19 protein-coding genes are annotated in these 22,551 nt (G+C 42.8%); 5 read left to right on the top strand and 14 right to left on the bottom strand.

Annotation, left to right across the window (positions count from 1 at the left end; translation table 11 throughout):
- Window positions 1–80 precede the first annotated feature (80 nt).
- The 3 genes from bfr (CWC29_RS22520) to norR all read right to left on the bottom strand — a co-directional run bounded on the left by bfr (CWC29_RS22520) (window position 81) and on the right by norR (window position 2,841).
- Window positions 81–563, bottom strand: coding sequence for a bacterioferritin (gene bfr, locus CWC29_RS22520; RefSeq protein WP_128726179.1), 483 nt, complete (start codon window positions 561–563; stop codon window positions 81–83).
- Between the two features lie 3 nt (window positions 564–566).
- On the bottom strand, window positions 567–1,037 hold the full coding sequence (bfr, locus tag CWC29_RS22515; protein ID WP_095729185.1) for a bacterioferritin: 471 nt from the start codon (window positions 1,035–1,037) through the stop codon (window positions 567–569).
- A gap of 241 nt (window positions 1,038–1,278) precedes the next feature.
- On the bottom strand, window positions 1,279–2,841 hold the full coding sequence (gene norR / locus CWC29_RS22510) for a nitric oxide reductase transcriptional regulator NorR (protein WP_138523548.1): 1,563 nt from the start codon (window positions 2,839–2,841) through the stop codon (window positions 1,279–1,281).
- A 386-nt stretch (window positions 2,842–3,227) separates the two neighbouring features.
- Between norR and CWC29_RS22500 the strand changes: the two genes are divergently transcribed.
- The 4 genes from CWC29_RS22500 (at window position 3,228) to CWC29_RS22485 (ending at window position 6,950) form a co-directional block, all read left to right on the top strand.
- Complete coding sequence (locus tag CWC29_RS22500; protein WP_138523544.1) at window positions 3,228–4,445, top strand: NnrS family protein; 1,218 nt, start codon at window positions 3,228–3,230, stop codon at window positions 4,443–4,445.
- Window positions 4,446–4,470: 25 nt separating this feature from the next.
- Window positions 4,471–5,640, top strand: coding sequence for an NO-inducible flavohemoprotein (gene hmpA, locus CWC29_RS22495; protein ID WP_128726182.1), 1,170 nt, complete (start codon window positions 4,471–4,473; stop codon window positions 5,638–5,640).
- A gap of 128 nt (window positions 5,641–5,768) precedes the next feature.
- Entirely contained in the window at window positions 5,769–6,242 is a 474-nt protein-coding gene (locus CWC29_RS22490) for a low molecular weight protein-tyrosine-phosphatase (RefSeq protein ID WP_128726183.1), read from the top strand.
- Window positions 6,243–6,305: 63 nt separating this feature from the next.
- Window positions 6,306–6,950, top strand: a complete 645-nt coding sequence (locus CWC29_RS22485) for a 2OG-Fe(II) oxygenase (protein ID WP_128726184.1) — start codon at window positions 6,306–6,308, stop codon at window positions 6,948–6,950.
- 40 nt (window positions 6,951–6,990) lie between these two features.
- Here the strand turns inward: CWC29_RS22485 and CWC29_RS22480 are convergent, their stop codons facing one another.
- From CWC29_RS22480 to CWC29_RS22455, 6 genes are all read right to left on the bottom strand, one after another.
- Window positions 6,991–8,280 (bottom strand): sensor histidine kinase, encoded by a 1,290-nt coding sequence (locus CWC29_RS22480; RefSeq protein WP_138523542.1) that lies wholly within the window; start codon window positions 8,278–8,280, stop codon window positions 6,991–6,993.
- 8 nt (window positions 8,281–8,288) lie between these two features.
- On the bottom strand, window positions 8,289–9,629 hold the full coding sequence (locus tag CWC29_RS22475) for a sigma-54-dependent transcriptional regulator (RefSeq protein WP_128726186.1): 1,341 nt from the start codon (window positions 9,627–9,629) through the stop codon (window positions 8,289–8,291).
- 97 nt (window positions 9,630–9,726) lie between these two features.
- Window positions 9,727–10,929 carry an ABC transporter permease gene (locus CWC29_RS22470; RefSeq protein ID WP_128726187.1) on the bottom strand — a complete coding sequence of 401 codons (1,203 nt, stop codon included), beginning with the start codon at window positions 10,927–10,929 and terminating at the stop codon, window positions 9,727–9,729.
- 10 nt (window positions 10,930–10,939) lie between these two features.
- Window positions 10,940–12,253, bottom strand: a complete 1,314-nt coding sequence (locus tag CWC29_RS22465) for an ABC transporter permease (protein WP_138523540.1) — start codon at window positions 12,251–12,253, stop codon at window positions 10,940–10,942.
- Between the two features lie 3 nt (window positions 12,254–12,256).
- Window positions 12,257–12,979: an ABC transporter ATP-binding protein gene (locus CWC29_RS22460; protein WP_099030642.1), complete on the bottom strand. Its 723-nt coding sequence runs from the start codon at window positions 12,977–12,979 to the stop codon at window positions 12,257–12,259.
- A gap of 14 nt (window positions 12,980–12,993) precedes the next feature.
- Window positions 12,994–14,250: an efflux RND transporter periplasmic adaptor subunit gene (locus CWC29_RS22455; protein WP_128726189.1), complete on the bottom strand. Its 1,257-nt coding sequence runs from the start codon at window positions 14,248–14,250 to the stop codon at window positions 12,994–12,996.
- A gap of 343 nt (window positions 14,251–14,593) precedes the next feature.
- Here CWC29_RS22455 and CWC29_RS22450 point away from each other — a divergent pair, with 343 nt between their 5' ends.
- Window positions 14,594–17,458, top strand: coding sequence for a M16 family metallopeptidase (locus tag CWC29_RS22450; RefSeq protein ID WP_138523538.1), 2,865 nt, complete (start codon window positions 14,594–14,596; stop codon window positions 17,456–17,458).
- Between the two features lie 128 nt (window positions 17,459–17,586).
- On the opposite strand, the gene CWC29_RS22445 is transcribed toward CWC29_RS22450, so the two are convergent.
- The 5 genes from CWC29_RS22445 to CWC29_RS22425 all read right to left on the bottom strand — a co-directional run bounded on the left by CWC29_RS22445 (window position 17,587) and on the right by CWC29_RS22425 (window position 22,461).
- Window positions 17,587–18,981 (bottom strand): ATP-binding protein, encoded by a 1,395-nt coding sequence (locus tag CWC29_RS22445; RefSeq protein ID WP_138523536.1) that lies wholly within the window; start codon window positions 18,979–18,981, stop codon window positions 17,587–17,589.
- Between the two features lie 180 nt (window positions 18,982–19,161).
- Window positions 19,162–19,740, bottom strand: coding sequence for a thymidine kinase (locus CWC29_RS22440; protein WP_128726192.1), 579 nt, complete (start codon window positions 19,738–19,740; stop codon window positions 19,162–19,164).
- Between the two features lie 56 nt (window positions 19,741–19,796).
- Window positions 19,797–20,570, bottom strand: coding sequence for a type 2 periplasmic-binding domain-containing protein (locus tag CWC29_RS22435; protein WP_235956715.1), 774 nt, complete (start codon window positions 20,568–20,570; stop codon window positions 19,797–19,799).
- Window positions 20,571–20,644: 74 nt separating this feature from the next.
- Window positions 20,645–21,106, bottom strand: coding sequence for a methylated-DNA--[protein]-cysteine S-methyltransferase (locus CWC29_RS22430; RefSeq protein ID WP_128726194.1), 462 nt, complete (start codon window positions 21,104–21,106; stop codon window positions 20,645–20,647).
- Window positions 21,103–22,461: a DNA-3-methyladenine glycosylase 2 family protein gene (locus CWC29_RS22425; RefSeq protein ID WP_128726257.1), complete on the bottom strand. Its 1,359-nt coding sequence runs from the start codon at window positions 22,459–22,461 to the stop codon at window positions 21,103–21,105. The genes CWC29_RS22430 and CWC29_RS22425 overlap by 4 nt, the downstream gene beginning before the upstream one ends.
- Window positions 22,462–22,551 lie beyond the last annotated feature (90 nt).

Raw genomic sequence — 22,551 nt, 5'->3', positions numbered from 1 at the left:
ATACCTTGCACGTTATAGCTCAACAGAACATCGCATGGCGCATAAAGAAACCGCACCTTCAGGCAGGTGCGGTGGTTGGGTCATTCTGGACTACTTGCAAGTTGGCTCTGAATGTAATTTGGTAGACCTATTAATTTGATCAAGTTAATGTGTTGCTCAAGCCAATAAATATGATCCATTTCAGTATCATCTAACAGAGTTTCAAGCATTTCTCGCGTGACATAATCTTGCGCTTGCTCGCACGCTGCTATCACCTTTTTCAAATGATCTTTTACCAAAACTTCAGCTGCCAAGTCATTTTCTAGCATTTCTTTCACGTCAGCACCGACGTGAATTGGCGCACGAGAAGCGGTATCCGGTGTGCCTTCCAAAAACAAAATACGCTCGGTGATCCGTTTTGCATGGTCAAGCTCTTCTTCGTATTCGTGAGATAACTTGTGATGTAGCTTCTCAAGCCCCCAATCTTCATACATTTTGGCATGAGCCAAATATTGATCCATAGAAGAAAGCTCGAGAGTAAGTTGCTTGTTGAGTAAGTCGATGATGGTAGAATTGCCTTGCATAACTTACCCCTCAATCTGCGATTGCAGATAGTTTTCAATGCCAGTATTTTTGATTAAGAAGTGTTGTGTTTCGAGCCAATCCACATAGCCCTCTTCATATTCAAGAATATCTTCAAGTAGCTCTCGACTAACATAATCCTGTTCATGTTCACACAGCGCAATCGCATCGCGTAGTGTCGGTAACTGATCGAGTTCAAACGCTAAATCGCACGCCATCATCTCTTCGGTATGCTCACCTATTCGCAGCTTTTCTAAATGCTGGAGATTTGGTAACCCTTCAAGAAATAATATACGCTCGATAAGGTCATCCGCTTGCTTCATATCCTTGATAGATTTTTTATACGCTTTCTCGTTTAGCTCTTCAAGCCCCCAATTTTTGTACATTCTTGCATGTAAAAAAAACTGGTTTATCGATGTTAACTCTAACGTAAGCACTTGATTTAGCGCTGTTATAACTTGCTTATTACCCTGCATAGGGCCCCCTAATAATGTCGAGTGACGCCCTATAACCCTAGTTCAATATTTATTCTTCGCAAGATTAAATAAAAATAACAGTTTTCTTAATATACCCTTTTAAAATAAACAACTTATAAGAGTATTAATAACAATTTTCATTACATTTCGGGTTTCATTTTTTGAATAGCTTGTATTCAATCTGAACTCAGAATAAGAAACAGGCTAAGTTATTGAAACTCACAAAAGCAGCTCAGGTTACTCAGCTCATCTGCTTTTTAACATCTAGCCCTAAACGCTTAGCTAGTCGAACTAAATTTGCTCTATCCATTTCCAACTCTCTCGCAGCTGCCGACCAATTTAACCCATTACGTTCCATCGCGTTAACGATCATGTCTTTTTGTAGTAGTTCTACGGCGAGTTTCATGGTAACAGGATCTGCTTTCTCTTCCTTAATAAGGCGATCAGCTTGCCGTTTTTGTTGATTGTGTTTTGGCTCAATATCTATGTCATTGATCTCGATGATATTAGCCTGCCACTGTTGGTGCTTAGCTTTTAACGCTGCACGACTGACACAATGCTCAAGCTCTCTGACATTACCCGGCCAATCGTAATGCATTAACCGGCTGAGTGCTTGCCTATCCATCACCACTTGTTTTGCATTGAGTGTGCCTCTAAGCTGCTCTAAAAAGAACCCAACCAGCAACGGTATATCATCCAGTCTTTCGGTCAGTGGAGGAACAAATAAAGGGTACACACTCAAGCGATGATAAAGATCCGCCCTAAATTTTCCGCGTTTCACCTCTTCTTTTAGGTCGCGATTAGTGGCAGCAACTACTCTAACATCGACAATATGAATACGGTCAGCACCTACCGCTTGCACCTCGCCGCTTTGCAGCACACGTAAGAGTTTACTCTGTAAAGTCAGGCTCAGTTCGCCAACTTCATCCAAAAACAGTGTGCCTCCATCTGCGGCTGCAAACTTGCCTAATCGGTCTTTATCGGCACCAGTAAACGCCCCTTTTTTGTGACCAAAGAGTTCACTTTCTGCTATCGAGTCAGGAAGCGCCGCACAGTTAATTTGTACAAACGGTTTGTCATTTCGCTGGGAATTAAAGTGTACATGTTTTGCTACCAACTCTTTACCCGTTCCCGTATCACCTTGAATAAGGACATTAAACTCAGAGCCAGCTACCAGTTCAATTTCTGATTTAAGCGAGTGCATCACCGCACTCTCTCCTACCAAGATTTGCTTTTTAACGGACTTTTGGGATTGGGTATGTGTAAATGAACGTGCTTGCTCATAGAGACGCTCAGCCTCAAACATACGTAATGCACTACTTGAGACGATTGTTTGTAGGGTTTTCATATAAACGTCAGACAAGTGCTCAAAGCTATCAGGTTTAAGGCAGTCGAACGTTACCAATAAGACACTACTTTGCAGTGCGATCTTGAATCCCATGCAGGCATGCACTGGCAAGCGACTTTCTTCAGCTAGTAGCAGTCCATCGTAGGGGTCCGGTAAGTTGCTATTGGCAGGAAAACTAACTAGCTCGTCAGACTCGAAAATAGACATCAATCTAGGTTGTTCTGAGAGCAAAAACTGCCGCCCAACAGCGTCCGCACTCAACCCATTGCAAGCTAGAATCGTTAATGCATGCTGATCGCCATAGAGAATGGCGATGGCATCAGCGGTAACAGATTGACTCAATGCTGATAGCAAGGACTTAGCGTATTGCTTAACCTCGCGCCCCTCTTGTGCTAACGAAAGTCGTGACAACGACATACTAAGCTCAAGTAACTTGGAGAGTTCTAACGAATTCATGTCAAAAAGACTCAACTCATTCAAATAAACACTACTTAAGGTAGGTCAATTTGACTCAAATATCAACAAGATAAATCTAATACATTGATTTACATGAAATTTTAAAGTTGGCGTAACACCTGCAATAGATAGTCTATATATCAACATTCGCAGAGTTAACGATGAGCCGCGCATACCAGCTTTTAAGATTTAGCAACATCGCCATTTTCACATCTCTCGCAGCGTTTATGCTGTCAATGCAAGTGAGTTTTTTTAGCGTTGAAAGCTTCAGCCTTTTCTCACAAATTGCAGCGCATATTAGTACTATCGTATTGGCCGCCTTGATTAAGCTTGCCTACGTCATCCGCCTTGTTTGTCTATACCACCTAGGTTTGGAGGTTAAATAAATGAGTTTAATCCAATTAGAAGAGCCCAGCCCAAAAGCAGTGTGTTGGTATACACCATCTACTTGGCCCGTGTTGATGCTCGGCTTTAGAGCACTATTTTTACTCGCGGGCCTATTCGCTGTCGTGAGTATTTCTGTGTGGGCTTTATTGCTCAATGGCAATGTTGTTTGGCGTAATGATTACCCAGCGACCTATTGGCACGCCCACGAGATGCTATTTGGCTTTGGCGGTGCTGTCGTCGCCGGTTTTTTGCTAACCGCGGCAAAAAATTGGACGCAAAGACAGACATTACATGGTGGCGCACTGCTGTCACTCTGTATTATCTGGTGTGCTGCTAGGCTGAGCTTTTTTGTGGCAAATTCATCAATCATCATCACCTTGCTACTACAACTGGGTTTTTGGCTCATTGTTCTAATCAATTTAACGACCGTAATTGTTGATGCAAAATCCAAAAACAATCGTGTTTTTATTTTTGCTGTAAGTATGTTGTGTGGCTGCAACATCATATTTTTGATTTTACTTCACAACCAGCACTTCTTATTGCTGAGCGCTATAAGCCAAGCAACGCTAGTTGCTTACATGCTGTTGATTGGTGTAGTGGGTGGCCGCGTTATTCCATTTTTTATTGCCCGAGGATTACAGCAAGCACAAAAACCACATACTCCAAGGTTAGACAGGACGATTTTCTACCTCGCCATCATCTGCGTTTTCACCTATATCCTGCAGTTTGCGATACCAAATACTCACTATTTAAGTGTTGCACTCCTGCTCCTTGGGCTACTGCACTCGATAAGAGCAACCTATTGGTTTAACTGTAAATTATTTAACGTACCACTGCTTTGGTCATTATATCTTTCATACTGTGCAATCGCAGTGGGTTTAATACTTAGCGCATACAACAACACCTTTGCACCAGAGCATTTGCGCAGCCATCTTCACTTAGTGGCAATTAATGGCATGGGATTAATGATCTTAGCCATGATGACTCGCGTTACCTTGGGCCACACTGGTCGACTATTACAGGTAGGCACGACAACTATACTGGCGTTTATCTGTATCGCGGCATCAGGTCTTATCCGCGCATTCCTTATTCACTTTATAAACCCGCACAATGCATGGCTGTTAAGTGCCGTGGCTTGGGTTTTTGGTTTTATGCTTTTTTTCATTACCTTCGCGCCCATGCTGGTACAAAAACGCGTCGATGGGCGAATGGGTTAACTCTACTCTCAAATTGGAGATATTAATGCTTACAAACAACACGATTGAGTTGGTAAAACAAAGTGCACCGTTATTGGCTCAGGTCGGTCCCGAGATCACCGCCAAGTTTTATCATAATATGTTCAATCAACACCCTGAGCTGAAAGGGGTATTCAACCAATCGCATCAGGCTTCGGGAAAACAGCCGTTGGCACTATTTGCGGCATTAGCAGCCTATGCCAATTATATTGATCAACCAGAAGTACTCAGTGACGCCATTTTACGTATCAACCATAAACACGTTAGCCTTGGGATCTTACCTGAGCAATACGCTATTGTTGGCCGGCATTTAATTGCAACACTCAAAGCCGAGTTCAGCGAACAATTCACAGACGAAATAGAGCAAGCTTGGCTTAGTGCCTACCAGTTTTTAGCAGATTTATTTATCACCGCAGAGCATGGTCTGTATCAAACCGCACTTGATCAGCAAGGTGGGTGGCAAGGAACGCGTGAATTTACGATTGAAAAGGTAATAAGCAATACTGAAAATATTAAGAGCTTTTATCTCAAACCAGTCGACGGTAAAGCCGTACCTCATTACCAAGCTGGGCAATTTATTTCTGTTTTTATACCAAAAGAAGTGGCAGGGTTTCAGCAGATCCGCCAATACTCTTTGTCTGTTGCCCCCAATGGTTCGTATCTTAGAATTTCGACTAAACACGACGGTGCCGTATCGCAATATCTTCATACGCTTAAAGTGGGCGACGTCCTCAAGCTCACTCCACCAGCTGGAGACTTCGTCAGACAACACACAGCCAGTCCAAAGGTATACATTAGCGCTGGGGTTGGAATTACTCCTATGCTTTGCATGCTTGGTGTTCATAGCCAACATTCACCTGAAGTCGAAGCACACTTTTTACACGCTAATAAAGCCTTCAGTGACTTAGGTTTCAATCAAGAAATCAATGAGCTTGGTAGCAATATCCGAGATTTTAATGTGGTTACATGGTTGGAGTCAGAAGCCGATGGTGCATATTCTGGGCTGATGGATATCAACGTAATCAAAAATACTTTGCCGCTCACAGACGGAGAGTTCTACCTATGCGGCCCGGTTGCCTTTATGCGCTTTATCAAAACCCAACTGATTAATGCCGGTGTACAAGCCGAGCAAATCTTCTATGAGGTATTTGGTCCTCACGAAAACCTTCCAAACTAACAAGTTAAATTTGGCGCCCTAATACTGTTGGTATTAGTCGGCGCCTTATATTTTGCTCTGAATTAAAAAGTCGGTAGACTTGGAGAATGAATACTATTGGTATAAAAGCGTACTTGAAGGACAACAATATGAGCGCAATTTCTAGTATCTTAGTCGTATGCATGGGCAATATCTGCCGCTCTCCAACTATGGAGGCGGTATTAAAGCACAAACTCGAAGCAACAGAGTTAACAATCCGTATCGATTCTGCTGGTACCATTGGCTATCATCAAGGTAACCCTCCAGATCCACGAAGTGTCGCAGCAGGCAGCGCAAGAGGGTATGACTTTTCAGGCATATCAGCGCAGCAAGTAAAACCCAGTGATTTTGAAGATTACGACTTAGTTTTGTGTGCAGACAACGCTAATTACCGCGATCTACTCTCCATTTGTCCTAACGACTTAGCGCATAAAGTTCAGCTGTTTTTAGCGTTTGGTGACATGGCTGAGCGTGAAGTACCTGATCCTTATTATGGCGGTGAACATGGCTTTGAACATGTGCTTGATTTAATCGAAGCCGCCAGTGAAAACATCATTAACAAAATTCGCTTATCGACAAGGTGAAATTAACTCGCTGGATCGGTACCAAACAAAGCGGTAAAAAGACCTTTTTTAGAGGCGCCGCTATTGTTAGATTTAGACTTAGAATTTCCGTTCGAGAAATTAGCTCAGGACTTACAAACCACAGGTATTAGTATTTTGCCAAATTTCGTCAGTCCCGACATTTTATCCAAGTTGGAATTGAGAATAGCAGAGCTAAGCAATGATGATTTTAAGCAAGCTGGCATTGGTCGTTTAGCCTCTCACGAGCAAAATAAGAAAATTCGCAGAGATAAAATTCACTGGCTAGATAGCAGCAATGAGTTGGAATCTGTTTGGCTCAACTACATGGGCGAGCTAAAAGCCTATTTAAACAGACGGCTGTTTATGGGACTTTTTAGCTATGAAAGCCACTTTGCCATTTATCCACCAGGGGCGTTTTACAAAAAGCATATTGACGCCTTTAAGGGAAGAACCAACCGTATTTTGACCACGGTATTGTACTTAAATCAGTCATGGGCGTCAGACAATGGCGGCGAGCTAGTTGTTTATAATCCCGATAATCACGAGGAGATACTCACAACGGTACTGCCAAGTTATGGCACACTAGTTACCTTTTTAAGTGATGAATTTCCTCATGAAGTACTAGTTGCCAACGAAAAGCGCTATTCAATTGCAGGATGGTTTAGGGTTAATGCCAGCATTAACCATTCGATTGATCCACCAAAATAATTGATGAGCTCAGTCTTAAGTTAATTATCCTGAGTTAAACTCAGGATAATTTGTTCGGTAACCGAATTTCGACGCACAAGCCTTTACCTTCGCGATTATAGAGGCTGATCTGGCCGTTGTGTGCTTCAACAATTTCTCTGCACAGCGCTAAACCAAGCCCTGTTCCTGACGCTTTAGTAGAGTAAAATGGAATTAAGGCGCTTGCCATCACAGAGTCACTCATGCCTTCACCTCTATCGAGCACCCAAATATAAACCTCGTCGTTGCGCTGCTCTGATTGGACGCAGATTTCATCACTCTGTGAGCCAGACTCGATTGCATTCTTAATCAAATTAATGAGTAACTGCTCTAACTGTGTCGTGTCCGCCTGTAATTGCTTTTGATTAAGCTGATACTGGAATGACCAATGGCTTTGCAGCCGCTCACACAAAACCTGCAAATCCACAGGTTCAATGTTTGGCAGCGGAAGTTTAGCAAACTTACCATAGCCCTGAACAAACTCGCTAAGATGCACAATACGCTCTTCTATCGTCGCAAAGACTCGACTTAGTCTAGGCTCATCCACGCGTTCAGCCAAGATCTGCCCGCTGTGCAGCATAGATGAAATAGGCCCTAACGAGTTGTTTAACTCATGGCTAATGATGCGGATCACTTTCTTCCAAACCTGCACTTCTTGGCGGCTCAACTCTCGTGTGAACTGTTTAAAAATATATAATTTGTGAAAGTGGTTGTTGAGCAAGAGCTCCCCATTGGCGAGATGCCACATTTGCGACTCACCACTGCTGTTTTGTATCGAGAACAAGCCATCAAGTTGGTTGCTTACAGCTTGCTGAAGTTCATCGGGGACTTCAGATATTAACTTACTAAAACGCTCACCTTCCAAGCGATACTCACAGTTAAAAAAAGTTTTAGCACTATTGTTGGCAAATACCACCACACCCTGTGAGTTGACGAGTAAAAGTACCTGAGGTGAAGACTCAAGCACTTTATCTAGCATCAACTCACGCTGATAAATCCATTGTTTCTCATCTCGCAACTGCTTTGCTGTTTCATTGAATAGCTGACACAGTCGACCGAGTTCATTATTAGCGTTATAGGTAATGGACGTAGAAAACTCCCCATCCTTAAAGTTCATCAAGCCGACTTCTAATGCCTCCCATCCCGCTTTGTTTTCACGCATAAATAGTTTATACAGCACAAGCGCAACACTGACGGAACCCAATACTATTACAATGAAACCGCTGCGATCATCGAGTAAGAACCATAAAGGAATAAGGCCAATAATAATACTGATGGCAATGATCAATGCATGTTGCTGCGAGGTCGTCATTATTGTCCTTAATATTCAATGCCAAACTTTTGCAAGCGACGATAAAGCGCTTGTCTACTCATGTTGAAATGTCGTGCTACTTTCGCAATCACGCCCAGATGAGTCTTTAGCGCCTGCTCCAATTCTTCTTTACTGGGTTCTCGTATGGTTTGTGATACGCTAACTTGTGCTGTATTTGCCTGCACATCAAGACCAAAATCCTTCGCACTGAGTTCGCCATCAGGATTCAATACCGCCGCCCGTTTACAGGCATTTTCGAGCTCCCGTACATTGCCAGGCCAAAGGTGTTGAGATAATGCTTGCTGAGCATCCGATGTAAGTACTCTTGCAGGTAAAAAATGTGCAACCAAAGGTAAAATATCATCCACTCGCTGTGACAACGCGGGTAAGTTTAGCTCGATAACATTTAAGCGATAATATAGATCCTCACGGAATTTCCCCCCTCGAATATCCGCTAGCAGATCCGCGTTCGTTGCTGAGATGACACGAACCGAGACTTTTTTTGTCTCGACTGACCCCAACCGCTCAAACTCGCCACTTTGCAAAACACGTAGCAACTTCGTTTGCTCAGGGAGAGGTAAATTGCCAATCTCATCCAAAAATAACGTGCCGTTATCAGCGGCTTCAAAGCGGCCAATCCGCTGCTTATTCGCACCGGTATAAGCACCGCTCTCAGCACCAAATAACTCAGCTTCGATTAAGTCACTTGGGAGCGCGCCTGCATTCACTTTGACAAAGGGTTGGTTTTTTAGTGGTGAGTTCGCCTGAATGATCTCCGCGATTTTTTCTTTACCGCTACCATTTGGACCGGTTATTAATACTGACACATCAGATTTGGCAACTTGCAGCGCCATATCTATGACTCGCTGCATAGCCACAGATTTATACACAACCCCGCATAAATCCGCCCCTTGATTAAACTGTTGGCGTTCTTGTTCAGCCCGTTCAAAGTTTGCCACTTGCTTATGTGCCTCGCCAAGCGCAACGAGATTTGCAATCGTCGTGAGTAACTTTTGGTCGTCCCAAGGCTTAGCTAGATAGTCTGCCGCTCCGGCTTTTACCAGTTCAACCGCCGTGGTGAGCTCAGTCCAAGCCGTTAATAAGATAATAGGGAGTTTTGCATTGAGTGCTTTCAATTGGTGAAATAGCGCAGCTCCCTCCTCTCCTGAGGTGGTGTCTGCACTAAAGTTCATATCTTGGATAACAAGTGCTATTTGCTGAAACGACACCACTTTAATTGCTTCTAACGGTGAGCTCGCGGTAACTACTTGATAATCATGCAGCTCTAGTAACAATGACAGTGCATCAAGCACTGCAGGGTTATCATCCACAATTAAGATTTTATCCATATGATTTTATTCTTGTTATTACATGTTGCCCATACTAGCACAACTTAAACAACGCAAGTTAAAGTAATGCCAACTAGGTTGCTTACTGGCATAAGGGTCATACACTTCTTGTTGCGATACTCGGTGAAATGTTCGCCGCCTTCTTAGCAGGAAAAATAACTGACGCGATACAGAGCATGATAAGCCCAAGCGCCGTTATTAAAATATAGCTTACTTCTAGTGGCGGCACTGAGTACAAAGACATCAGCTTTTGTCCTAAGAAAATCGTAGCCACCGTACCAAGTACTAAGCCAATTGCACAAACAATGAGGTTTTCAACCACAAAGTAACGAACAATTGCTGATTTACGCGCACCTAGGGCTCTACGAGTACCAATCTGCTTGGTACGTTTACTGATATTAAACTGAGTAAGACCAAATATTCCCAGCGCAGTTACTGCTATCAGTGCACTAATGAGTACAAGCAACATTCTCAACATCAGTATATCTTTCGAATTGTACCTTTCCTTAACTTCATCAAGCCCTTTAATGCCAGTGATCACACGACTAGGGTTTTCTTGAAGCAGCGCCGCCTCTATTTTTTTCATTACTTCGTCACGCAGACTAGGATCAGTACGAACTAAGAAATCTTGAAATCCATTCGCATTCACCATGGGAAAAATAATTAAGCGATCAGCATTGTTAAAACGCGGCCAAGCATTAGTCATACGCTCAACAATCCCAACAACTTTTAACGGACCGCCACCATAATAAATCGTTTCGCCCAGTCCTTTCCCCTCACCAAATATCTCGTCCGCAAAAGCCTTACTGGCGATAACAACATCGGGTTGCTTAGCATATTCGCTTGAGATCAAGACATCACCAGATGTGAAATCACGGCCTTCTATCAATTTTACGCCCAAGGTGCGGATCACTTGCTCATTAGCGTATAAATGGCCCGCATTGGTATGTTTACTATCGTCTTCAGGGGTTAAACTGAATCCAGAATTGCTACCTCCTCCTGAAAGGGGAACCGAGCTCACTCCCACAGCTTCTATAACACCAGGGATACTGTTTAGTATTCTCTCATCAACGATAAGCTGCTGATTTGCATCTATCTTGTCGTCAAACGACATGACACTGAAGGTAATTATCGACTCTTCTGGATAGCCTGTTGGCTTATTGAGATAGGTGACGCGCTCACTAATAATGGACAGCGAATTACTGACAATTGCCAACGTCAAGGCAAGTTGTAGGATGGCAAGTATGGCACCAACTTTAGAGCGCAATAGCGCATTGATAATGGGTTTTAATTCCAACATGGGACTCTCCTTATTGCACCTTTAAGTAAGTTGCTGGTGATGTTTTACACACTATCCAAGCTGGGTAAAGCCCTGCAAGAATACAAGTCACAATAGCAATGCTCGGCGCAGCTAACAGCATAGCGGCATCCATCGTTGCAAGGCTTTCGTAGACATGGCTAGTTTTACGGATCCCCCATAAGCCAAACTGAGCAAAAACTATCCCTATCGCTCCCCCCATAAAACCAAGCAACGCCACTTCAACCAAGTGTTGGTAAAACACTTGCGTTTTACTTGCGCCAAGTGCTCTTCTTACACCGACATCAGGGGCACGTTTAAGAAATTTCGCAAGTAACAATCCAAGAATATTGGCTAAGCAAACAGCAAGGAACATAAAACTTAAACCAATCATGACTTTGTTATCTTCACTAACTACATTATTGTACTCAAGCCATTCAGTGACATTTCGAAGTGAAAATTCTCGTGTTTGACGGTTAAATCTTCTCAAATCTTGCTGGGTTTGGATGTAATTATCCAGTTGTGTTGCTAACGCTTGTTGCTCTTTTTCATTCTCTAATTCAACCCAAAACTGAGTCCAAAGCATTTCTGAATTCATTTTGTCTGTGAAGTTGTTAATCTCTTCGCGCTTCCAACCGTTTGTATTTCCCCAAGTATCAATCTCATAAGCTGCCGCATGACTGAAGGGAATGAAGATACGCTCGGCATCAGCAAACGCGCCATTGTTTAAGTCATACATTTTAACGTTTGGCTGCCACTCTCTAGTTACCCCTACGACTTGATATCTTCGCTGCGCTAAATAAATACTTTCTCCCACCACATCACTGCGGCCAAATAACTTTTGTGCGATAGTTTCGTCAATAACAGTCACTGGTGCAGCATTGTCTGCTTGGCTTTGGCTCCACACTCCACCATACAAAAAATTCAGCTCAAACATGGCGAAAAACTCTCGAGTTATTAGCCGTGTCGTTTGCAACATGGGGCTCACTTCGGGGTTGTTTACATGAACCGCAAAACCAGATTTAAACATCGCGACTTTTTTGTCGATGGTTAGCGTTTGATAAAGATTTTTCGCATCTAAAAATGTCAGCTGAAAGGGAATATCATCAGCTGAATGATAGGTTTGTCCCTCATCCATCGCTTGTAGCTGTACAGCATAGAGTTTGCTACTTTTGCTTGGAATTGGATCGGTGGACATCATGTGATACACAGACAAACTCACCATAGTGACGCCAATGCCAATGGCAATAGCCAGCGCCATTAGGCTAGTCGCAAGTGGCGTGGCTTTTAGGCTACGCCAAGCTAAATCAAGGTAATGGGCAAACATAACTTACGCTCCTACCTGAGATTTCAACGCTTGTGAAGCCGCACCTTTACCTTGATACAAAGTAAAATCTGCAACCTGTCCATCTACAATTTGGATATTTCTTGGTGTACGCCTTGCAAGCTCCGGATCATGGGTAACCATGACTATGGTTGCGCCATCACGGTTAATTTGTTCTAGTAATTCCATCACCTGACGCGCCATTAAACTGTCTAAATTCCCCGTTGGTTCATCGGCGAGTAAAAATCGTGGCTCACCAGCAAGTGCTCTTGCAATAGCCACACGCTGCTGCTGTCCGCCGGACAACTGTTGTGGCAAATGTTTTGCGCGGCCAGCAAGGCCAACTTGTTCGAGGCAGTTTTCAATTCTGCGCTTGCGCTCAGCCGCCTTGATACCACGATAGCGTAGTGGCACTTCAACATTTTCGTACAAGTTTAAATCTGGGATAAGGTTAAAGCCTTGGAAAATAAAACCGATTTTCTGATTTCGCAGATCAGCTCTTTGATTGTCGTTAAGCTTACCAACATCGATTCCATCTAGCATATATTGACCACTAGAGTACCCTTCTAGCATCCCTGCGATATTTAAGAAGGTCGTTTTACCTGAGCCTGAAGGGCCTGTTACCGCGATAAACTCTCCTTCATTTACTTGCAGGTTAAAGTCTCTGAGCGCGTGCGTTTGCACCATATCAGTTTGGTATACCTTGCCGATATTATTCATAACTAACATTATTATTTTCCTTCTTATCTTAATAAGATACTGGGCGCACGTTCGAATGCGTCGTAACTACTGATGATGATTTGATCGCCTTGCTTTAAACCATTAAGCACTTCAACTTCACTGATGCTTGCGGTACCGGTAGTGATCTCAATTCGCTCAGCGATATCACCACTTATTTTGTAAGCAATGTGTCCACCTTCACTCATAAAAGCGCCACGTTTGACCATTAAGGTGTTTTCTTTGTGCTCTAGTAAAATCCGAGCAGACAAACGTTGGTTTTGTCTAATGCCATCAATGTTTTCGTCCGAAAAGCGTACTCGAGTGGTGACTTCACGGTTATTTACTTCTGGAGAAATCGCAGATAACACGCCAGAAATATTTTGGTTGCCAATCCTAAGCTCGACAGCCATCCCGAGTCCAAGCTCTGCCGCATAACTTTCAGGAACCTGCAGCTCAGCTTCATAAGCACTTAAGTCAACGAGTTTCATCAACCCCTGGTTAGCATTGACAAGCGCATTTTGATCAACTAATAAATTACCGACTATGCCTGAAACTGGCGCAATCACATCTAAACTTGCAACTTTACGTTTTAATTCCTCGACAATTAAACGTTGCCGCTCAAGCTGATTCTCAACAGATTTAAGTTCAAACGCCAAAGTATCTTTGCCTAGCGCAACTTCTTGCTCTGCATGATTGAAGTTTAATTTTGCCCGCGCTAGGTCGTCTTGCGCTTCTTCTAAATCAATTTGGCTGATGAGGTTTTTTTGAATAGACAACTGAGCTCGCCTGTCTTCTCTATCTGCCGCTAATAGTTCGACGCGAGCAAGATCTAAGGAACGATTTAACGCCAAGTTTTGACGTCTAACATCCAACTTCTTCCCTTCAAGCGCGCCACTCAGTCTTTGCAGCTCAGCTTCTTCTTGTTGGAGCCGGTTGGTTAAAGTTGGACTTTTGACCGTTGCTAGCACTTCACCCTGAGTCACGCTATCACCCGCTTTAACCTGTAAAGAGACATAACCCTGCTCCGGACTGTAAATTTGTGGTGCATTTGCAGCAACCACAAAACCTGTGGCGGCAATATCGCGGGTAAACTCGCCGAAAGTCACAGCTGCAATTTGCACTCTATCTTTGGCCACGGAGCTACTAGCATTGGGTCCACCCAACACGACTTGTGCGCTAAGCGCTGCAATAATGACAACACCCGCTATTACAAGACCAAGCTTCTTTTTGGATTTACCAGTTTGGAGCACTTCGTCTTGTCCGCTTGTGTCTTTAATCATAATGATTCTCCTCGAATTAACGAGTCAAATACCACTACGACCGTTGCTACAGCCAACATCATCAAGGGTGAAATTAAAAAAGCAGTACTTAACCACATAACGTATCTTCTTTATTAGTTTGTATGCTGAAAGAGAGGCGAACTTTATGCCAAAACATAAACTTTTGATATTATTGATTTATTTCATTTTATAAGAGGATAAAATGTGTCCGCGGACGGAAAAAGTGTCCGGTTCGGACACATAAGAATGTCGGAAACTGGTACGAAGGAATATTCCCTTATTTATGGACAACAGCTCCGCAACTGTTTAAATTAACAGGAAATAATAATTAAAAGGTAAGTTAATGAACGTTAAACCACTTGCTCTTGCTATCACGGCAAGTTTGTTCACTCTTTCAGGATGTTCTACTTCTAATCTCCAAAAACAAGATATTACAGTTCAGCCAACAACCGAAGTCCCTGAGCATGCCAACTCGTCTTTTCACGTGGATTTTGAGAAGTTCACTTTAGATAATGGCTTAGATGTTGTTTTTCATATTGATAAGTCCGATCCGGTCGTTGCGGTCACACTCGCGGCACATGTTGGCTCAGCACGTGAAAAGGTAGGCAAAACTGGATTTGCTCACTTATTCGAGCATTTATTATTTTTAGAGTCTGAAAATTTAGGTAAAGGTGGGCTAGACAAGTTAAGTGCTCGAGTGGGTGGCTCTGGTGCAAACGGCTCAACTAACCGAGATATCACGAATTACATGCAAACGGTACCCAATGATGCACTGGAGAAGATGATTTGGGCAGAGGCCGATAAACTAGGCTATTTCATCAACACCGTAACCCCCCCTGTTCTACAACAAGAAAAAGAAGTAGTAAAGAACGAAAAACGCCAGCGCGTCACTAACCAACCTTACGGTCATGTATTTGATGTAATTACAAAAAACTTGTATCCAGCCGATCATCCCTACAACTGGCTACCACTAGGCTCTCTTGAGGATCTAGCTAGCGCTTCTGTCGAAGACGTCAAAGACTTCTATAAACGGTGGTATGGACCGAATAATGTTACGTTAGTGATTTCTGGAGACTTTGATAGTACTCAGGCAAAAGCTTGGGTCGAAAAATATTTTAACGATATTCCAAGAGGACCGGAAGTTTCACCCCAACCGAAGCAACCTATCGTGTTGACGAGCAGCAAAAAACGCTATCATGAAGATAGTTTTGCGCAAGTTCCTCAATTAACACAAGCATGGCCTTCTATGCCGCGTTTTCATCCAGATAGCTATGCAATGGATGTGCTAATTAAGCTGTTAACTGATGGCAACCAAGCGCCTGTAACCAATGAGCTCGTTGAGAAGCAGAAATTAAGCTCCGGCTTAATGCTGCTTGATATCCGCTCTGAATTAGCTGGCGAGTTGATCATGATGATTACCGCCTACGACGGTGTCGATTTAGATCAAGTTGAGCAAGCGGTTGAAATAGGGCTAAAGCGCTTCGAAACAGAAGCATTTTCACAAGACGATCTTCATCGGGTAAAAGTCGGTATAGAAACTGAGTATTATCGGAATCTATCAAGTGTTGTAAATAAAGGCGTCGCGCTTGCCGATTACAATTTGCTGCTAAATGATCCTGGATACATTAATAAAGAAATTGACTTGATGCGTGCAGTCAGCGCAGACGATATCTGGCGTGTTTATAATACATACCTAAAGAACAAGCCTTTTGTTTCAACTAGTTTTGTACCTAAAGGAAGTAAACAACTCGCTGTTGACACCGCCCAAAAGGCAGTGATTAAAGAAGAGCAGATCAACCTTGAAGATATCAGCAAACTCGATACAGTCAAACCTCTCCAAATTAGCAAAACGCCATCTAGCTTTGATCGTTCCATAGAACCCGAGTTTGGAAAAACTCCGATAATACCAACGCCAGATGTAAAAACAGCCCAGTTAAAAAATGGACTAGAAGTCTTTTCGTTATACAGTGATGAAGTGCCATTGGTTGAAATAAAACTTACTATCGATGGTGCATTGTTACTAGAGTCGCCAGATAAAAATGGCACAGCTAACTTAGTTGCAAATATGTTGACCAGAGGGACAGCGACCAAATCAGCTGAAGAGTTAAACAATGAGATTAGACAGCTAGGCTCAACTATCACAGTAACAGCAGAGCGCGAGCAAATAGTGCTAAAAGCAAGTACTCTGGCACGTAATTATGATGCCACAATGGCATTAATTGGTGAAATACTGACACAACCGAGATGGGATTTAACTGAATTTGAACTCGCTAAACAAACAGTTACCGGACAACTACAACAATCATCAGCAGATCCCGAAGCCATTGCCCAAAAAGAGCTATACAAGCTTACGTATCCAAAACATCACCCGTTAGCAAATAATACTCTGGGCACAGAGGAAAGTATCTCGAAGATAACCATTGATGACCTAAAAACCTACCACCAAAAAAATATCGCCCCACAATTGGCAAAATTATATGTAGCAGGTGCTGTCAGACATGCAGATATTCAAAAGTCTCTTGAACAACTAATTGAAAACTGGCCCGCATCAAAAGCAACAGTTCCTCTTTTACCTGAGCCAAACGCACTTAATTCTGCAGCAGTATATTTTTATGATATTCCGCAGGCAAAGCAATCAACATTACTAATTGCTCATCCGTCACTTAAAGCAGATCACACCGACTACTTTAATGCGACAGCGATGAATTATATCCTTGGCGGCGGCGGGTTTTCTTCTCGCCTTGTTCAGGATGTAAGAGCAGACAAAGGTTATACCTATCATATACGCTCAAAATTTGACGCTACACCATACTCTTCAATGTTTGAAATAAAATCTAACGTGCGAAGCAATGTCACTTTGGAGTCTCTGGAGTTAGTAAAACAGATCGTTGAAGAGTACGGAAACACATACACTTCAGCCGATTTAACAACGACAAAAAATTACTATTTAAAAAGTAATGCCAGACGCTTTGAAACCTTAACGGCAAAAGTTAAAGTACTTGAACAAATTGGGACTCTGAATTTGGCAAACAACTTTATGCAGCAACGCAACGAACAAATCGAAAGACTGGGAGTTGAAGACATGAAGGGACTTGCCAAGCAGTATATTCATCCGAATAAACTAATATACATCGTGGTTGGAGATGCAAAAACCCAAGCTAATCGCCTAACGGCGCTAGGACTTGGCGAAGTAATAAGACTCAATTAACCTCGGTATATATTTAAGTAAAAGAACAAAGTAATAAAGTATGATAAGTGTGAGCTCAGAGTAAGCCCTGATAGCACTTATCATGCTAACTTTAGCATCAAGGTAAAGTAGAGAGAGTGCACTAGCAATCAGATTAAGGGTAAAGTGATGGTTGCTTTGGTGCCGTTACCAATCACTGACGTTAAAGATAATTCTCCACCGTGAGACTTAATAATGTTAGATGCAATTGTCAGCCCAAGTCCCACGTGTTTTTCTGAGGCTTTAGTGGTATAAAAAGGGTCGAATACTTTATGTACCAGCCTGTCTGCAATCCCTTCACCATAATCAAAGATATCAATCGCGAGCGTTTGATCTTCAACTTTCGTGTTGATTTTAATCGCCTTACGCACCCTACCCGAACTTTCTAACGCATTCTTTATAAGGCAATAAATACTGTGTTCTAAAAGTGCTGGGGCACAATGAATTTCAAATCGCTCTCCTTTTTCAAATTCAATAAGGCTCAAATTTGTACCATCTAACTCCAAATTAATCATTACCGAGTCCATAATTTGAGAATAAAACTCCACTTGCTGAAACTGGGTTTGATTACTTTCAAAAAACACACTCAGCTCTTTAACAATCAATTGAATTCTGTCGAGTCCCGAGTGCATTTCAGCCATCACATCATCACTTTCACTCAGAGCCCAATTCAGTTGATACTCTTTTTCCAATTCACTCAGTGATTTTGCACATTCCAAAGAAAGCTGCGAATTATTTACCAAAAACTGCCAAGCTCGATACAACTTAACTAGAGAGCTTTGTACAAACTCTAAGTTACTTTTTAAGTACGCTAGTGGGTTATTAATTTCATGCGCAACACCTGCTGCAAACTGCCCTACCGACGCGAGTTTTTCTGATTGGATTAGGGCTTGCTGCTGCTCAGCAATACGGTTGTATGCGTCTCGTAAAGCTTCATTAGACAATTCAAGTTCGCGGGTACGCTGCTTGACCTTTTCTTCTAACCCCTCATTGAGATTAGTTAATTCGTTGGTTAGCAGTTCAAGCCGATTTAAATCTCGGTAAGAGCGAAGAGAGCTGGTTAGCATGGAGAATAGGCGGGATTTAGTGAGTTCCGTTTTATTTTTATAATCATTAATATCATACCTAAGCATGACCTCATGCTCTGGCACACTGCCTGGCTGGCCTGTGCGAAGTACGATTCTCACCTTATGATTTCCAAGTTCTTCACGTACGTATTGGGCACACTCTAAACCCGCTTCTTCGCTTTCCATAATGACGTCGAGCAAGATTAGTGCAACATCATTTCGATGGTTTAGAATATCAATCGCTTCTTTTTTGCTATAGGCATGAACTAGTTCGAGCGGTTTTAATTCAAACCGATAAGCTGATAACACAAGTTTAGTCACCTCGTGCACTTCTGGCTCATCATCTACAATTAATACTACCCACGGAGATGTAGACTCGTCTAGGTTTTGCTCATCTGGCTCTGAAACGTTCAAAAATGATAGTGGCTGCTGGCTCATGAAAATTGTACCTTCAATCCTATGCTTTAAGAATGGTACATATCCTCTAATTTACCAAGTTATTCGCATCGAAAAGGATCTGGGTTTGGCACTATGATAAGACAAGAAAGCTGAGTGTTATTGGAAACAATGTGTACTGTAGAGAGATCGCTCTTAACAGCACACTAGGTTTGAATTCGCTTACGCGTTTAGCGCATCTTTATAGTGTTTTCTACAAAGAGAAACATATCTATCGTTACCACCGATCACAACCTGATCACCGTCTGCGATAGCTTTACCGTGCTCATCGGTGCGAAGTACTCGGTTTGCTTTACGACCACAGTGACAGATAGTTTTTAGCTCAATCAATTTATCTGCCCACGCCAGTAAATATTGTGAGCCTTCAAACAGCTCACCACGAAAATCGGTTCTAAGACCATAGCATAATACCGGGATCCGCAGCTCATCGACGATATCCGTCAGCTCTGCGACTTGAGCTTTTGTTAGAAACTGGCACTCATCCACCAATACACAATCAATTTTATTCTCGGTATGAGCAGACATCAGTAATGCTTTCACATCGGTTTGGCTTTCAAAAACTTGCGCCTCAGCTTCTAAGCCGATACGAGACGCTACTTTGCCCACACCAGCACGGTTATCAATTGCAGCGGTGATAATAAACGGGCGCATGCCTCGCTCTCGGTAGTTAAATGCCGACTGCAATAAAGTCGTAGATTTACCGGCATTCATTGCCGAATAGTAAAAATAAAGCTGGGCCATAATAGATATTTCGAAATAAAAATTCGCGCTAGTTTACTGGCTAACGATTAAAAGATCTATTGCTTATCCATTTGGCTAGGTTGTGAACGCAAATACTCACTATATAAGGTGTCGAGGCTAATAAGCTGACTTGCACGCCACACTTTCCAGCTTAACTCAGGGTGCTGCTGATAAAACTGTTCTGAAAATGCCATAAAACCAAACGACGTTTCCAACGGAGGAAAAACCGCTTCTAAGTGGTTAAAGGGGGGCGATAATGTGATTGGCATATTACCAATTTGGCAAAGGCCAATAGTTGCATCAAGTAATTCATTTTCAACCAGTGCAATAGCATGCTCTAACGAGTCAGTTTCGAATATGGAAAAATGCTCGGGCATACTTTCGCGAATAGCATAGCCACGAGGGACTGCGAGTTCTATTTCTGTGTTCAGGTTTAATGTTGCTTTACTCGTTTTACTTTTGAGCAAACAAGTGCTGATCCGATTAATTGCATATTGCTGCGCGATAGTGCCATCAGAGTTTTTTGGGTATGCCATCAGCGACTCTCTAGATTCACGATGGCTTGCAACTACAGCATCCACTTTGCCATTTTCCAACTCATGTAAACAACGACTCCATGGCTTTCGGGTGTATGTGAAGTTCACCTCTTTCACACGCAGATCTAGCTGTTGTACGATTTGGATCGTAACACCTGGATTTTCCAATGGCACAGTTTGTCCTGCCCCATGGATAAAGGGTGGAGCATGTTTATCTTCATAACAAAAGCGAATCTCTGCCGCCATACTGGCCCACGAAGCAAAAACGTAAAAGGCGATAAATAGCAGTCTCAACTCTCACTCCAAACATCAAACCATCGAAAGAACAACGATTGACTACTAAAACTCGTTGTTCTTTCAAGTATACTCTATTTTTTGAAGCTCACTCCCTCGTGTTGCAACAACCACTCTTTCGCTTCAAGTCCACCAGCATATCCTGTTAGCTTTCCATTTGCACCAATAATGCGATGACAAGGCACGATGATACTAATTGGATTTTTGCCGTTCGCAGCGCCAACAGCACGGACGGCATTTTTGTTACCTAAGCGCTCAGCTATCCAGCCATAGCTATGCGTTTCACCAAATGGTACTTGTGCCAACACCTGCCAGACTTGCTTTTGAAAGTGTGTACCATCGACATCGAGCGCCACATCAAAGCATTGACGTTTACCAGCAAAATATTCAGTTAACTGTTTTTTTGCCATTTCTGTATGGAGATTTTCCCCTTGCCCGTAGCGTGTTTTTGGAAAGAATCCGACATATCGTAAACCATCATTGGAGGCTTGTATTATCCACTCTCCAGTGGGGGAGGCTAATGTAGTTTCAATCATAATTGTTGCCATAGTTGAAAAGTTAAATAAGAACGGAATGGGGCACATTTTTCGATATTTATTGCTGTTAAGGATTTTTCCATTGCTTTTTTGACCCCTAGATCCCCCCCCAAGTAAATGTCTGGATGACTCAATCCGCGCATTTTTGCATAATCGACAGTCCACGGACCTATACCTTTAATATTCAGCCAACTATCAAGCTCAACATGTTCCGAACCAACGTATTGCTCAGCAAAAGCTTTAATAGCCGCTTTCCGCCGCGCCGGCATTTTGAAAAAGGCAAGATCACTATCAAATACGGCTTTGGGTTTGGGGAAGTAACGCATACCATTTTCGGCTGCCTCACCAAGTGTTTCAACCAATAAAGCAAGTAAGTTTCTCGCTGCTTGAACACTGATTTGTTGGCCCAAAATAGCTCTCATTCCCGCTTCAAACTCACTCCAGATCCCGGGTAATCTAAGCCCTTCTTGTAGCGGCAAGCCAGGCGCGGCTTCACGAAGATGGGACTCAATAAAGCAGGTGTCCGCATCTAAATCTAACACACGTCTTATCTGTGCAATCATCGGAACTAACAAAGATAAATCGCAGAGCACGATATCCACTTTAAAGCGATGGTTTTCAGGCTCGATAGTCGCGCTGAAGCGCCCTGTTTCACCTTGTATCATCACGGTTCGCCCATAGCTATATTCTGTTAACCACTCGATACCTGGCACAATTCTCAGCGCCAAAAACTGCTGCATTTTTCCCCAGTTGTACGGCGGTCGATAGGACAAGTAAATCGCAATGGCTGAGCCATTACCCTCATTTTTTCTGAGTTGACTTGGTGATAACTGATACAGCTTCTGGAATGCATCATTAAAGCGTCGCAATGAGTTAAACCCGGCGGCAAACGCAATTTGTGTGACAGCAAGATCACTTTGCTGTAATAGTTGCTTAGCTAAGTCACATTGCTTATAAAGTGCATATTGTTTGGGGCTCGTACCAAAATATTGATTGAATACTTTATTTAAGTAACGGACCGAAATACCTAACCTATCGGCTAAGTCTTCTGTCGAGTGCTGTATTAAAGCACCCTCATCGATTAACTTTTTGGCTCTGACTGCGGTTGTTTCCGTGCCAAGCCATGCATAACTGCCCGGTGCGCTGTCAGGGCGACAGCGAATACAAGGCCTAAAGCCTGCTTGCGCAGCATTGTGGGCAAATTGAAAATACTCTACATTCTCTTCTTTTGCAGCAGGTGCTGGGCATATTGGCCGACAATAGATGCCGGTGCTCTTGACTGCAACAAAAAACAACCCATCAAATCTAGCATCACGACTATTTCTAGCTTGAGAACAAATTTCTGGTGTGTACATGACTTTCGCTCGTACTTCGTTTTCACTCAGTCTAATCGCTATCACTATAGCAAACTAGCCATTTTTGGTACTCAACCATGTTTGCGGTAT

Source organism: Pseudoalteromonas galatheae (assembly GCF_005886105.2).
Classification (GTDB): domain Bacteria; phylum Pseudomonadota; class Gammaproteobacteria; order Enterobacterales; family Alteromonadaceae; genus Pseudoalteromonas; species Pseudoalteromonas galatheae.
This window is presented reverse-complemented; position numbering and strand designations above follow the sequence as displayed.